Raw genomic sequence first — 13,677 nt, 5'->3', positions numbered from 1 at the left:
AGTTAGTGGAACACCGTGGCTCGTGATTATTACGGCATTCTCGGAGTTGAAAAGTCCGCGACGGATACCGAAATTAAAAAGGCGTATCGACGCCTCGCGCGGAAGTATCACCCGGATGTGAATGATACTGCTGAAGCGGCAGAGAAGTTCCGTGAGGTCACTTTGGCCTACGAGGTTTTAACTACGCCGGAAAAGCGTCGGATTGTTGATTTGGGCGGGGATCCAATGGAACAATCGGCGAGCCCAGGCGGTGGCTTCGGCGGCTTTAGTGGCTTCGAAGATATTTTTGGCGCATTTTTTGGTGGTGCGCAGTCTCGTGGCCCGCGTTCGCGTGTGCAACCGGGTGATGATGCCTTGTTGCGCGCCGCAATTACGCTGGAAGAAGCATTTAGCGGCGTCAAAAAGAATATTACTGTGGATACCGCGGTGCTGTGTGATCGTTGTGAGGGGACAGGGTCGGAATCGAAGGCTCGTCCGCATACCTGTGGACATTGCCATGGGACTGGTGAAATCCAGGAAGTGCAGCGTTCATTTTTAGGTAATGTAATGACTTCCCGGCCATGTCCGGCGTGTCAGGGATTCGGCGAAATTATCGATGATCCCTGTACGAAATGCCATGGCGATGGCCGCGTAAAAGCGCGTCGTGATTTAGTAGTGAACGTACCTGCCGGTATTAGCGATGGTATGCGCATTCGAATGGCTGGCCAGGGTGAAGTTGGGCATGGCGGCGGTCCCGCAGGCGATTTATATGTGGAGATTACAACCATGCCACACCCAGTGTTTACGCGGGAAGGCGATAATCTGCATGTAACGGTGAGGGTGCCTATGGTGGATGCCGCGCTGGGTACGGAGTTTGAGGTTCCTTCGCTATCTGGTGAACAGGTGAAGTTCCAGGTTGCGCCAGGCACACAGCCTGGGGAGCGGGTACACTTGCAGGGTGCGGGTATGCCGCATTTGCGTGCCGAAGGTGCAGGCGACATTGTGGCCCATATGGATGTGATTATTCCGAAGGATTTGGATTCACAATCCAAGGAGCATTTGCAAAAGCTGCGTGCACACCGACAGGAAAAAGTGCGGATTCAGGATATGCAGAAAGAAGAGGAAAGCTTATTTAGTCGATTGCGGAGTCGATTCCGCCGCTAATGTCGCTTCCAGTATTTCTGTGGTCTTCCGGCCCGCTGCCAGCCCCAGGTTCCGCTGCGGTATTGCAGGGCCCGGAGGCTCGGCATGCCCTGGCGGTTCAACGCTTAGGGCAGGGGGAACAATGCATGCTTATCGACGGTCGCGGGCATGGCGTTATTGTGACGGTGACGGGTGGCAGCGGTAAAGATACTCTGCAATTTGTGGTGGAGCGAGGCGTCGAAAAGCAAGCGCTAAGGCCTCGGGTAACACTTGTACAGGCATTGCCGAAATCTGAGCGTTCTGAATTGGCGGTCGATCTGGCCACCCAAGGCGGCGTGGACCGTATTGTGCCATGGCAGGCTGAACGGTGCATCGCCAAATGGGGGCAGAAAGCACAGAAAGGCGTGGCAAAATGGCGGAATCAAGCCTTGGCTTCCGCCAAGCAATCACGTAGGTTGGATGTGCCGGAAATAGCGGACTTGGCAAGCACAAAGGATATTGAAGCGCTTATTCGAAACTGCAATGGAATTGCGGTGTTGCTCCATGAGGAGTCTTCGGTGCCTTTTGCGAGCCTGCAATACGCTGACGTGGAAGAAGTGATTTTGGTGGTCGGCCCGGAAGGCGGCCTAAGCCCCGACGAAGTCGAACGTTTCACCGAAGCTGGTGCACGTGCAGTGGTGCTTGGCCCGCAGGTATTGCGCACCGCCAGTGCCGCATTCGCTGCACTTGCCGCACTCGGAGTGCTTACGCAACGCTGGTAACCTATGGCTCAAAACGAAAAGGAATACTTTGGCCATTTACAATAAAACCACCGAAATTTTTACCGAACTTTACCAACTGGATGAAGAGCACGCTCAAACAATCCTGGGCACCGCCGATGAAAACTTGCGTGTCTTAGAAAACCAACTTGCCTGCGATATTTTTATCCGTGGAACCAAGGTGACGCTCACTGGCCCAGCCCATGAAGTTTCGCGAGCGAAAAAAACCCTTGATGAACTCCAGGCTATTGCCCGACGCGGCCATGTAATTAGCCCGGCAACCGTAAAAAATGCCGTTAATATTGTCACTATTGAATCCCCGCATTCTGTGCGGGAAGTGCTTGCCGCAGATATTGTTACCCGCCGTGGAAAAACCGTACGGGCAAAAACTCTTGGGCAAAAACACTATGTTGATGCCATAGATAACAATACGATTGTGTTTGGTTTAGGTCCTGCTGGCTCCGGTAAAACATATCTGGCTATGGCAAAGGCCGTGCAGGCATTACAAACCAAGCAGGTCAATAGGATTATTCTTACCCGCCCGGCGGTGGAAGCCGGTGAAAAACTCGGTTTTCTTCCCGGTACGCTTAACGATAAAATCGACCCCTATCTACGACCACTACATGATGCTTTACGTGATATGGTCGAGCCGGAAATTATTCCAAAACTTATGGAAGCCGGCATCGTTGAAGTTGCGCCATTAGCCTATATGCGGGGACGAACATTAAATGATGCATTTATTATTTTAGATGAAGCGCAGAATACTACCGCTGCGCAAATGAAAATGTTTCTAACCCGGCTAGGTTTTGGGTCTAAAATGGTGGTCACCGGGGATATTACCCAAATAGATTTACCTGGCGGCCAAAAATCCGGTCTGCGGCTTGTGCGCCATATTCTTCGCGGCGTGGATGGCGTGCATTTTAGCGAACTCACTTCTGAAGATGTTGTGCGTCATAGTTTAGTGGGCGCTATCGTAGATGCTTACGAGCAATACGAAAAGGACAAATAATGACCATTGAGGTGTTTAATGAATCCGGCTACGAAGGAGTAAACGAAGAAGCCCTTATTAACGTAGCAACCTTTGCACTCAATGCAATGGATATTCACCGCGATGCGGAAGCCTCAATCCATATTGTGGACCTAGATACCATTGCGGACTTGCATGTACGTTGGCTGGACCTTGAGGGGCCAACGGATGTAATGAGTTTCCCAATGGATGAGCTCACACCAGGCTCAGGGCGGCCAGATGGTCCGGAAATAGGGCCAGCAATGCTCGGGGATATTGTGCTCTGCCCGGAATTTGCTGCCCGCCAAGCCGAAAAAGCCCGCCACTCCCTTGGGCATGAATTAGCGCTACTAACTATCCATGGTTGCCTGCACTTATTGGGCTACGATCATGAAGATCCAGCCGATGAACAAGAAATGTTCGCGCTGCAAAATGAGCTATTAGCAGCTTGGTATGACTCAGGCGGAGCATACGAACCGAAGCCATCTGGCCCAGAGGCGTTTCCAAGCGCCGCTGATCGTGACGACGCCCCGCCAACCACCGGCGGTTCTCTGCCCGCGGTAGGTGAACCAAACTAATGGAGGTACTTCTAGGACTCGGTGCCGCCGCAGCCCTTATCCTTTCCGGAGCGCTTGGCACCGTGGAGTCTGCCGTTGCCTCAATTTCCCGCACTCGGGTCGAAGAACTAGTAAAAGATGAACATCCAGGTGCAGCAACACTACTTCGAGTACTTGATCGCCGTGCCGAACACATTAATCTCCTAGTATTGCTCCGCACCCTTCTGGAATCCGTTGGTGCCGTGCTTACAACGGCATTGGCGTACCACCTTTTTGCCTCTGAATCCATGGCATTATTGATTGCCATTGTGGTACTTACATTGGTGACCTTTGTGGTTGTTGGTGTGTATTCCCGAACTATTGGTAGGCAAAATCCATATACCGTGTCATTGCAATCAGCAATGATTCTTTCCGTACTTGCATTTGTGTTGGGACCGGTCGCCCGACTCCTTATTTGGGTGGGCAATAAACTCGCGCCTGGCCAGGGATTTCGCGATGGCCCGTTTGCCAATGAGCATGAACTGCGTGAGATGGTGGATATCGCGCAAGAACACGGCATAGTCGAAGTAGAAGAACGCCGTATGATTCAGTCGGTGTTTGATCTTGCTTCAACGACCGCGCGTTCCGTAATGGTGCCGCGCCCAGAAATGGTATGGATCGAACAAGATAAAACTGCAGGACACGCAACAGCGCTATGTGTCCGTTCTGGACACTCCAGAATCCCGGTTATTGGAGAAAACGTGGACGATATTGTTGGCGTAGTTTATTTGAAAGATTTGGTGCAGCTCACCTACCATGCGACTGATGGTGGGCAAAGTGTCCGGGTAAGTGATGTAATGCGCAAAGCCACATTTGTGCCGGATTCAAAAAGCCTTGACGATCTCTTGCATGAAATGCAAGTGCACCGAAATCATATTGCCATGTTGGTCGATGAATACGGCGGCATTGCTGGTTTAATTTCCATTGAAGATATTCTGGAAGAAATTGTGGGTGAAATCGCAGATGAATATGATGCTGCGGAAATTGCCCCGATTGAACAATTGGATGAGCGGATATTCCGAGTGGTATCAAGGTTGTCCCTTGATGAGCTTGTGGAACTTATTGAAGAATCCTGTGGAATAGAAATCTCATTCGAAGAAGATATTACTGAGGAAGTGGATACTGTGGGTGGTCTCCTGGCATTAGAACTTGGCCGAGTCCCGCTTCCGGGATCCACGGTGGAAACCCATGGAATGACACTTGTGGCAGCGGGGCAGCGTGATCGTCGCGGCCGAATGCGGATGACTACAGTAACCGTTGAAGTGCACCCCACCGAACAACACTAAGGACGAAAAAATGTTCAATACGCCCGAGGGCTTTCGATCTGGATTTGTAAGTTTTGTAGGTCGACCAAATACCGGCAAATCAACACTTACAAATGCCCTGGTGGGGGAGAAGATTGCAATTACTGCGGATCAGCCCGAAACCACACGGCATCCAATTCGCGGAATTGTTCACCGAGAAAATGCCCAAATTATTGTGGTGGATACTCCCGGATTGCACCGCCCCCGCACGCTGCTTGGCGAGCGCCTAAATGAAATAGTGAAAGATACCTATGCCGATGTAGACCTTATTGCGCTTACCGTACCAGCCGATGAAAAAATCGGTCCCGGTGATCGGTGGATTTTAGATGCCGTGCGAAATGCCGCTCCCAAAACCAAACTTATGGGTGTGGTCACCAAAGTGGATAAAGTTTCTCGTGATCAAATCGCCGAGCAGCTTATGGCATTGCATGAACTCTTAGGTGGAGAATGCGAGGTAGTTCCGGTATCCGCCAAGAAAAATGAGCAAATAGACGTACTGTTAGATGTAATGACCTCGCTCTTGCCGGAAGGGCCAAAATTCTATCCAGATGATCACATTACGGATGATGATACAAATACCCGTATGGCCGAACTGATTCGTGAAGCGGCATTAAGTGGGCTGAAAGATGAATTGCCACACTCCGTTGCTGTGGAAATCGATGAAGTTATCCCTAATGAAGAACGCGAAGGCGTACTCGATGTACATGCCGTGATTTATGTGGAGCGTCCTGGACAAAAATCAATCCTTTTGGGTAAAGATAATCGCCGAATGGGGCGGATTATTCATAATGCGCGAAAAGAAATCATTGCGTTGCTTGGCCAAAATATTTACCTTGATTTAAGGATTAAGGTGCTTAAAAATTGGCAGTCTGATCCAAAGGCATTGGGCCGACTCGGGTTCTAATATGGGGCGTGAGAGTTATCGGGAACGTGCCCTTGTGGTGCGAACATATGATTTCGGCGAAGCGGATCGAATCATTGTTTTGCTTACCAGAACCCGTGGGGTGGTGCGTGGCGTAGCCAAAGGGGTACGGCGTTCTAAATCGAGGTTTGGTTCCCGGCTGCAGCCGTTTGTGGAATTAAATGTGCAGGTCTATCCCGGACGAAAGCTCTCAATGATTACTAGCGCCGACACGCTTAATTTTTATGCCTCAGGAATTATCGATGATTATGAGCGCTACACCGCTGCATGTGCAGTCCTTGAAGCTGCTGAGCGCCTTGCAATTGCTGAGTTTGAAGACCCCTGGCTCTACGATGCGGCACTAGGAACACTCGTTCAATTATGCGGTGTTGATAATGCCACATTTGTCTTGGATTCATTCTTACTGAGGGCTATGGATCATGCGGGTTGGGCGCCCAGTCTCTTTGAATGTGCTCAATGCCGAACTCCTGGACCACATAGTGCATTTCATCCAGGTGCAGGAGGGGCAGTGTGCAGAAAATGCCAGCCTAAAGGTTCTGCGGAAATTCCGGAGGAAACACTTCGCCTAATGTGGTGGTTAGCCAATAATGCGTGGGATACGGTGCGGGGGGCGTCGATAAGTAATTATGTGGGGGCGTCGGCACATCGGCTGACCCGAGCACATCTTCAATGGCATCTCGAACGGGCTATCGTAGCACTCGATGTACATGATCAGGGGGCGTTTACCTAGCCCTGTAGTATAGGCTAAGTGAACTTTAATCCTCCGAATATCCCAGCTGAATTTCTACCCCGCCATATCGCCTTGGTTATGGATGGAAATGGCAGATGGGCGCAGGAACGCGGGCTGAAACGCACTGAGGGGCACCGGCGTGGTGAGGCGGTCCTTCTTGAGGTTGTCGACGCTTGCCTGGCGCTCGGGATTCCATATTTATCGGCGTATGCGTTCTCAACTGAAAACTGGCGTCGTAGCGCCGATGAAGTTCGATTTCTTATGGGCTTTAACCGCGATGTATTGCGACGCCAACGTGACGGCCTCCACCAAAAAGGCGTTCGGGTTCGGTGGGTGGGGCGACGTCCGCGGTTATGGCGCGCTGTTATTCGTGAACTGGAAGCCGCCGAGGAACTTACGCGCGATAACACCAAAATGACACTCGCCATGTGCGTGAATTACGGCGGCCGCGCAGAGATTATCGACGCCACGCGCGAAATCGCCCGACAAGTAGCTGCAGGTACATTGCGCCCGGAGGATATTACCGAAAGTTCATTTGCACAATTCCTTGATGAGCCAGATATGCCCGACGTGGATTTATTCCTACGACCCAGTGGCGAGAAACGCACCTCAAATTTCCTACTATGGCAATCCGCCTACGCGGAAATGGTGTACCAAGACAAACTTTTCCCAGATTTCACTGCCCAGGATCTATTTGATGCCGTAGCTGAATATGCCCAGCGTGATCGGCGGTTTGGGGGAGTGAAATGACGGAACCCACTCGAAAGCAAATTCGCCGCTGGCAACGCTACCTTGCCAATGAACGTGCCGAAGCTGCTGTATATCGCGAGCTCGCCTTGAGTAAAGAAGGTCCAGAACGCGATATTCTGCTCGCCATTGCCGACGCCGAATCCCGCCACGAAGAACACTGGCGAAAGCTCCTTGGCAATCATGTTGGTATGCCGCAGCGCCCTGATTTCTCCACCCGCTTTATGGGATTTATGGCAAAGCGCTTTGGCAGTGTATTCACCTTGGCATTAATGCAAGCCGCGGAAAGCCGCACACCCTATGCCAAAGACGAAGACGCAACCCAACAAATGATTGCCGATGAGCGGATTCACGCAGAAGTAGTACGCGGCCTCGCCGAACGTGGACGGGAACAAATGTCCGGCAATTTCCGGGCAGCCGTATTTGGAGCTAACGACGGCCTGGTCAGCAACCTCGCCCTCGTGCTCGGCGTCCTTGCGGCAGGCGTGGATAACCGACTTGTGCTGCTTACCGGAATTTCCGGACTACTCTCTGGAGCCCTTTCCATGGGTGCTGGCGAATACGTTTCCGTTTGCTCTCAACGAGAACTGCTTGAAGCCTCAACCCCAAACCCCGAAACCTCATCCGAAGTGCCCCGACTCGATGTAGATGCCAATGAGCTAGCCCTGGTATATCGTGCCCGCGGAATGTCCACAGAAGATGCCGAACAACAAGCACAAGCAGTATTTGCCGAGCTAAAAGCGACCGGTATGATTAGCCATTCACCAATTGGAAACAATAGCGACTCCACCACCAATAATGGCGAAGAGACTGATGTGGTAGGCAGCGGATGGTCTGCAGCAGCCTCTAGCTTTATGTTTTTTGGAACAGGTGCGCTCATTCCTGTTATTCCATTTTTCTTTGGGCTATCACCCCTGGTAGCCGGCGTTTTAGCATGTGTACTCGTAGGCATTGCCCTGCTATGTACCGGCGGTATTGTCGGCGTGCTCTCCGGAGCTTCCCCTTGGAAACGTGGTCTCCGCCAACTTGCCATTGGAATGGGTGCGGCAGCAGTTACCTACGGACTTGGCAGAGCCTTTGGCGTGGCAGTCGGGTAAGTGCACGCACCTAAAAAGGCTCATGTGGCGGCAATGAAAGTGAAACCTTTAGAGAAATATGCCAAAAAGCCCAGGGCGCGTGAAATCTGCCTGGTTTCCGGGGTGTGGGCTGGGCTTTCCGGGGTGTGGGCTGGGCTTTTCCCGGGCGTTTGATAGGCTCACCCTATCGAACTAGTGATGTTTTTATCCCAAGTGTCGCAGATTCCATAAAATCGCCTTTAAAAATGGAATTTGTGACAGCAACCAACATTGCGCACAATCGTTGAACTGGGGTTTGTCACAGATTCCATAAAATCGGCCGAAAAAATGGAATCTGTGACAGGTTCCCTACCTATCGTGTCGCAGATTCCATAAAATCGGCCGAAAAAATGGAATCTGTGACAGGTCTCAGATCATCGGGCGCTCACAGCCAATTTTCTGGTAGTAAAATTCCATGAGGCATGGCCTTCTTAGTGGGATCTGTGACACCATAACCACACAAATCTCAACAGCACCTTCTGTCACGGATGTCGGTCAGAGGGTCCAGCAAATAAGGGGGCGGTTTAGGTATGGGCAACTAGGGGATGGGCTTATCGTTGGCATTGCCTGCAAAGTCCGAAAACTTCAGCGGTATGTCCAGTCAGTTGGAAACCATTGCTATCTGCAACTGAGTGTGCCCAACGCTCAACCGGTCCGCCATCTATTTCTACGGTAGTTCCGCAACCAGTACATACGAGATGATGGTGATGTTCATCTGAGCTACATTGACGGTAGAGTGACTCGCCGCTGGCCATATGCAGTACGTCCACGGCGTCGATATCGGCAAGGGATTGTAATGTTCGGTAAACGGTTGTAAGGCCAACTTTATGCTTGCGTTCAGTAAGCGCTTGGTGAATCTCTTTAGCGGAGGCAAAATTATCGAGTTCGCGGAGAACGTTGACTACAGCGGCGCGCTGACGGGTGCTGCGTACGCCCAACTTTGGCATAATCGTTTCATTGTGTACAGCCATGGTATCCGGGCTCCTTCCAGAGGTCCGCTTCGGCAGTTTCACGGGGTATTTTTACGGGATGCTTTGGTTCACTGGTGAAAAACAGTTGCTTGTGATGCTTCTTAATGCTACCCCATTAAGCGGTATGATAATGAAAAACCGCTGTTCACAAACGTGTATTTATGCCATTTCTGAACTTTTCTTGCTGTATTTTATAGGGGTAAACTATAGTGCTACCTCGTTGTATGCTGATGGGCGCGCCAGATTGTAACAGTGTGAACACAGCGTGAAAAAAGTTTTATAAAAGCACGTTTACAGCAATCAATGCGGGCCAAATGACTGGTAGTTTGCGGGACGCGCTAAGGTTATGTTTGACGTATGCCGTCATCACATGCCCGTCAGCCAGGCGGGCATAAGGATTATTGGAGTGTTTGCTGGATTGAAGTTACTCAATGGCAGGCGCTCTGCTTGATAGAGGAGTTGTGAGAGTTCAGTGGCGAATGAATCCGTCATCGATACCGTGGTAAATCTTTGTAAGCGCCGCGGTTTGGTCTACCCCTGTGGTGAAATCTACGGCGGCACTCGCTCAGCATGGGATTACGGTCCGCTGGGTATGGAGCTAAAAGAGAACATCAAAAAACAGTGGTGGCGAACATTCGTCCAGGGCCGTTCTGATGTTGTTGGTATTGATTCCTCCATTATTCTGCCGCGCCAAGTATGGGTCGCATCTGGACATGTTGAGACCTTTACAGATCCACTCGTAGAGTCATTGCATACCCATAAGCGATACCGAGTAGATCACCTTATTGAGGCTTATGAAACTGAGCACGGTCACCCGCCTGCCCGTGGCCTGGAAGACATTGCCGACCCTGAAACCGGTGAACCTGGCAAATGGACCGAACCGCAAATGTTTTCTGGTCTAATGAAGACTTTCCTTGGTCCGGTAGATAATGAACAAGGTTTGCACTATCTGCGACCAGAGACCGCTCAAGGTATTTTTATTAACTTTAAAAATGTTATGACCACTGCGCGTATGAAGCCACCATTCGGTATCGCGCAGGTAGGCAAATCCTTCCGCAATGAAATCACGCCGGGTAACTTTATTTTCCGCACCCGTGAATTCGAGCAGATGGAAATCGAATATTTTGTCGCTCCAGAAGATGCGGATGAAAAATTCCAAGAATGGGTTGATGCCTGCCAAGAGTGGTTTGTTGATCTTGGGATAAACCCAGAAAATCTACGGCAATTCGACGTCCCTGATGAGGAACGTGCCCACTATTCCAAAGGCACCATTGACTTTGAATACCGTTTTGGATTCCCAGGCGGGGAATGGGGCGAACTCATGGGTGTGGCAAACCGTACGGACTATGACCTTGGTTGCCACATTGAACACTCAGGCGAAGACTTGAGCTACTTTGACCAGACCACTGGACAGCGTTACGTCCCTTGGGTAATCGAACCCTCGTTTGGCTTGACTCGTGCTCTTATGGCGTTCCTTGTGGACGCGTACCATGAGGATGAAGCACCTAACGCTAAGGGCGGCGTCGATAAGCGAGTAGTGCTGCGCCTGGACCGTCGGCTTGCGCCAATTAAAGTTGCGGTATTGCCGCTGAGCAAAAAAGATACGCTCACCCCAGTCGCTGAAAAAGTAGCTGCTGACCTACGGAAACTCTGGAATATTGATTATGATACTTCCGGAGCGATCGGACGCCGTTACCGCCGCCAAGACGAAATTGGTACTCCATTCTGCGTGACTGTTGATTTTGACACACTGGAAGATAATGCCGTAACTGTGCGTGAGCGTGACTCCATGAAGCAGGAGCGAATCAAGCTTGATGAGCTCGAAGGCTACCTCGCACAAAGGCTCGTAGGCTGCTAGTCGCGGAAGGGACACAATGGAAAACCTTCATTGGGGTGCGCGCCAAAACGCTGGTTCGAAGGTGACGATTCCACTGCTGCAAGGTGGTGAAGAAGTTGCCACCTTCACAATGGACAAATCGGATAAAACCACTACAGCAAAAGTGGGGGAGCGCACTTGGGAACTCACTGTAGAACCCAAGAAAGAAGCCCGAGCGAAGATCGCTGTAGAAACCTCTAAGCCAATCGAATATAGTGCCGTTCCCGAGGAAGGTCGCTTCGATCGTGCCAAGCGAATCCGGGCTGACCTCGGTGGCACGGAATTCACACTGGTGAATGAGGCGAAAACCGATTGGGTAGTGCTCGATGCCGAAGGCGAAAAAGTTGGGCAATTTACAGGTGCAAACCATGGCGTACGCCATGTGGAACTAGAGATCGAACCCGGTGCGGAGGTTTCACAAGACCAAGCGGTATTCCTGGCCTGGCTTGCTAGAATCGCTCTAGAAGCCAGGCTTGTGGGGTCTACCTGGATCCTCACAGTATCATTGCTGGTACTTAGCCCAATAATTATTTGGATCTTCCTACTGTAGGAGCCATTGAGGAGCGCAACGAACCATGTCACGACCACAACCGACTTGGGTGTGGGAAGATAATGTCCTACGCGACCAGCAGAAACAGGTCGTGGCACTAGTTCGTGCCGATGTCATCTTTGTTGGGGAACACAGGCTGCTCGTGGAATCCACCCCTGGTCCGCTCCACTTCCGCTTTCGTGCCACCGCCGAAAATGGCGAAATGATTACCATGCGCCAAACTGGGTTTACCGTCCACTCATTAGTAGCTACCTGCGGAGACCGGCACTACACCCTGCAACGAAACTCACCGCTACGAAAAGAACGCACTATTGAGCGGGGAGGACAAGTTGTGGCAAAGGTTTCGCCGTATCGAACAACCCTTGGGGTTTATGACATTGCTGACTTCCCACTTCTTGACGCGGTAGTTCTCACCTGGGGCTGTGTGCTGGTCGACGTCCCGGCTCGAAATATGCGCATTTCTTAGGGTCGGTTGAAGGTCTGCCAGTTAAGGAGACGGCGGCAAAGATCAGTTGAGCGTGTGAGCCGATTTTTTAAGCGAGTGGACTGAAGGTGCCGGGGTTTCTCGGGTGTTTAAGCCGCTTTCCCGGACGTTTGATAGGCGCACCCTATCAAACTAGTGATGTTTTCATCCGCATTGTCGCAGATTCCATAAAATCGCCTGAAAAAAATGGAATCTGTGACAACACGCCCAACCGGCGTCCAACCAGCGCCCAACCAGACCCCAGGAAGGACCAACCAGCCTCAAAAAGACCGGCTAGCCCTAAGCAAATCCCAGTTCACCGGACGCACACAACCAAACCGCCAGTCACAAACCCCCGCAAACGCCAGTCCAAAACAAGCCCTCCACCGGAATCCGTGATGCTATAACCCCACAAGTCACATCAATCACGGCATCTACCCCAAAACCCCGCCAGCCACAACGGCTCTCAAAAACCAGGCCAAGCCAGCACCCAAGCAGCACCCAAAAAGACCAAGAACCAGGCCAGCCACAACACCTCAGAGCCGCATTGTAATCAAGGGTGAAGTGTTTGCTCATGCAAACCGCGCCTAACAAACTTGAAATTGCGGGTGGTTAGTAAAATTGGTCGCGGAACCGGGGGAATCGATAGTTTTTCCAAAGGTCTACTAATCCCTGTAGGGACTGGTGGATATCAAATTCTCGCAGAGCTTGAATATATGTGGTGTGCATGGGGGACGCGGCGTCGATAGATATTTCAATGGGGGGAAAATCAAGCCGGTGCATAACTTCATATACCAAAGCGCGAATCGCGCGCCCATTAAAATCCACAAAGGGGTGGATGTGTAAGCCTTTAGCCTCCACATATGCAAGGAGTTCTAGGGTATTTTGCAGATTGCCTTCGGTATATTCCATGCGGGCATGAATATCATCAAAGTATTCCCACAGCTTTTGTGAAACAAAAATGTGTTCGGGTGGGTAGTGGAGCCCAATACGGACTGCGCATTGGCGTAATTGGCCGGCAATAGCTGGGGTAAGGTCTCCGCAGATGCGGCGGTGAAATTCCTGGAGAAGGGGTGGATTTAGCTCAAAATCTTGAAAAGCCCCTTCGTTAATCTCATTGATTAGAACTCGAAGGGGCTCAGCAACACGGTCATTTACCTCTGTGTAAGGCAACTTACCGTGAACGGTATCAAATGTTCGTGTGCCGTTAAATTCGGGTGTCATTGAACCTTAACTGGAGCAAGTTGATTTTGACGTTCCTGGGCTTGATAGAACCATTCTTTACTTACGTACTCGCGTTCCATAGCCATGGACATTGCTACACGTTCCACCGCAACTGAACGACGACATTCAGCCTTAACATCCTCCGGCAATGCGTACCACTCAGAGAGCAGGGAAGAAATTTCGTAGATATTCATTTGTGCCTCCATTCTTCCCTCTGCGTAATACGGGATATATTAAAGCTGTGTGTTTAATGTGAATAATTGTACATGAAGTATAGAAGGTTCGCTAATCTC

At 51.0% G+C, this 13,677-nt stretch carries 16 protein-coding genes; 12 read left to right on the top strand and 4 right to left on the bottom strand.

Annotation, left to right across the window (positions count from 1 at the left end):
* Window positions 1-15 precede the first annotated feature (15 nt).
* The 9 genes from dnaJ (at window position 16) to CFREI_RS09830 (ending at window position 8,282) form a co-directional block, all read left to right on the top strand.
* A complete protein-coding gene (dnaJ, locus tag CFREI_RS09870) occupies window positions 16-1,143 on the top strand; it encodes a molecular chaperone DnaJ (RefSeq protein ID WP_027011779.1) in 1,128 nt (375 codons plus the stop codon).
* Complete coding sequence (locus tag CFREI_RS09865; protein WP_027011780.1) at window positions 1,143-1,883, top strand: 16S rRNA (uracil(1498)-N(3))-methyltransferase; 741 nt, start codon at window positions 1,143-1,145, stop codon at window positions 1,881-1,883. The genes dnaJ and CFREI_RS09865 overlap by 1 nt, the downstream gene beginning before the upstream one ends.
* Before the next feature lie 34 nt (window positions 1,884-1,917).
* On the top strand, window positions 1,918-2,889 hold the full coding sequence (locus CFREI_RS09860; protein WP_420834535.1) for a PhoH family protein: 972 nt from the start codon (window positions 1,918-1,920) through the stop codon (window positions 2,887-2,889).
* The gene (gene ybeY, locus CFREI_RS09855; RefSeq protein ID WP_027011782.1) at window positions 2,889-3,464 is read left to right on the top strand and encodes an rRNA maturation RNase YbeY; all 576 of its coding nucleotides are present in this window, start codon (window positions 2,889-2,891) and stop codon (window positions 3,462-3,464) included. The genes CFREI_RS09860 and ybeY overlap by 1 nt, the downstream gene beginning before the upstream one ends.
* Window positions 3,464-4,768, top strand: coding sequence for a hemolysin family protein (locus CFREI_RS09850; RefSeq protein ID WP_027011783.1), 1,305 nt, complete (start codon window positions 3,464-3,466; stop codon window positions 4,766-4,768). Before ybeY ends, CFREI_RS09850 begins: the two co-directional genes overlap by 1 nt.
* A 10-nt stretch (window positions 4,769-4,778) precedes the next feature.
* Window positions 4,779-5,690: a GTPase Era gene (gene era / locus CFREI_RS09845; protein ID WP_027011784.1), complete on the top strand. Its 912-nt coding sequence runs from the start codon at window positions 4,779-4,781 to the stop codon at window positions 5,688-5,690.
* A 1-nt stretch (window position 5,691) separates the two neighbouring features.
* On the top strand, window positions 5,692-6,438 hold the full coding sequence (recO, locus tag CFREI_RS09840) for a DNA repair protein RecO (RefSeq protein ID WP_027011785.1): 747 nt from the start codon (window positions 5,692-5,694) through the stop codon (window positions 6,436-6,438).
* Window positions 6,439-6,516: 78 nt separating this feature from the next.
* A complete protein-coding gene (locus CFREI_RS09835) occupies window positions 6,517-7,188 on the top strand; it encodes an isoprenyl transferase (protein ID WP_240483193.1) in 672 nt (223 codons plus the stop codon).
* Window positions 7,185-8,282, top strand: coding sequence for a VIT1/CCC1 transporter family protein (locus CFREI_RS09830; RefSeq protein ID WP_027011787.1), 1,098 nt, complete (start codon window positions 7,185-7,187; stop codon window positions 8,280-8,282). Before CFREI_RS09835 ends, CFREI_RS09830 begins: the two co-directional genes overlap by 4 nt.
* A 569-nt stretch (window positions 8,283-8,851) precedes the next feature.
* On the opposite strand, the gene CFREI_RS09825 is transcribed toward CFREI_RS09830, so the two are convergent.
* Both CFREI_RS09825 and CFREI_RS09820 read right to left on the bottom strand, forming a co-directional pair.
* The gene (locus tag CFREI_RS09825; RefSeq protein ID WP_027011788.1) at window positions 8,852-9,271 is read right to left on the bottom strand and encodes a Fur family transcriptional regulator; all 420 of its coding nucleotides are present in this window, start codon (window positions 9,269-9,271) and stop codon (window positions 8,852-8,854) included.
* A gap of 366 nt (window positions 9,272-9,637) precedes the next feature.
* Window positions 9,638-9,763, bottom strand: a complete 126-nt coding sequence (locus CFREI_RS09820; RefSeq protein ID WP_276201881.1) for a hypothetical protein — start codon at window positions 9,761-9,763, stop codon at window positions 9,638-9,640.
* On the opposite strand from CFREI_RS09820, the gene CFREI_RS09815 reads away from it, so the two are divergent.
* The 3 genes from CFREI_RS09815 to CFREI_RS09805 are packed head-to-tail and all read left to right on the top strand — an operon-like array spanning window position 9,744 to window position 12,163.
* A complete protein-coding gene (locus CFREI_RS09815) occupies window positions 9,744-11,129 on the top strand; it encodes a glycine--tRNA ligase (protein WP_027011790.1) in 1,386 nt (461 codons plus the stop codon). The genes CFREI_RS09820 and CFREI_RS09815 overlap by 20 nt on opposite strands.
* A gap of 16 nt (window positions 11,130-11,145) precedes the next feature.
* Entirely contained in the window at window positions 11,146-11,697 is a 552-nt protein-coding gene (locus CFREI_RS09810; protein WP_051255785.1) for a hypothetical protein, read from the top strand.
* 25 nt (window positions 11,698-11,722) lie between these two features.
* Window positions 11,723-12,163, top strand: a complete 441-nt coding sequence (locus tag CFREI_RS09805; protein ID WP_027011791.1) for a hypothetical protein — start codon at window positions 11,723-11,725, stop codon at window positions 12,161-12,163.
* A gap of 609 nt (window positions 12,164-12,772) precedes the next feature.
* Here CFREI_RS09805 and CFREI_RS09800 read toward each other — a convergent pair.
* Window positions 12,773-13,384: a Fic family protein gene (locus tag CFREI_RS09800; protein WP_027011792.1), complete on the bottom strand. Its 612-nt coding sequence runs from the start codon at window positions 13,382-13,384 to the stop codon at window positions 12,773-12,775.
* A complete protein-coding gene (locus CFREI_RS09795; protein ID WP_027011793.1) occupies window positions 13,381-13,578 on the bottom strand; it encodes a hypothetical protein in 198 nt (65 codons plus the stop codon). The genes CFREI_RS09800 and CFREI_RS09795 overlap by 4 nt, the downstream gene beginning before the upstream one ends.
* Between the last annotated feature and the right edge of the window lie 99 nt (window positions 13,579-13,677).

Origin of the sequence: Corynebacterium freiburgense (genome assembly GCF_030408815.1) — a bacterium.
GTDB classification, from domain to species: Bacteria; Actinomycetota; Actinomycetes; order Mycobacteriales; family Mycobacteriaceae; genus Corynebacterium; species Corynebacterium freiburgense.
The sequence above is the reverse complement of the archived record's forward strand: the minus strand, read 5'-3'. Positions and strand labels throughout refer to the sequence as shown.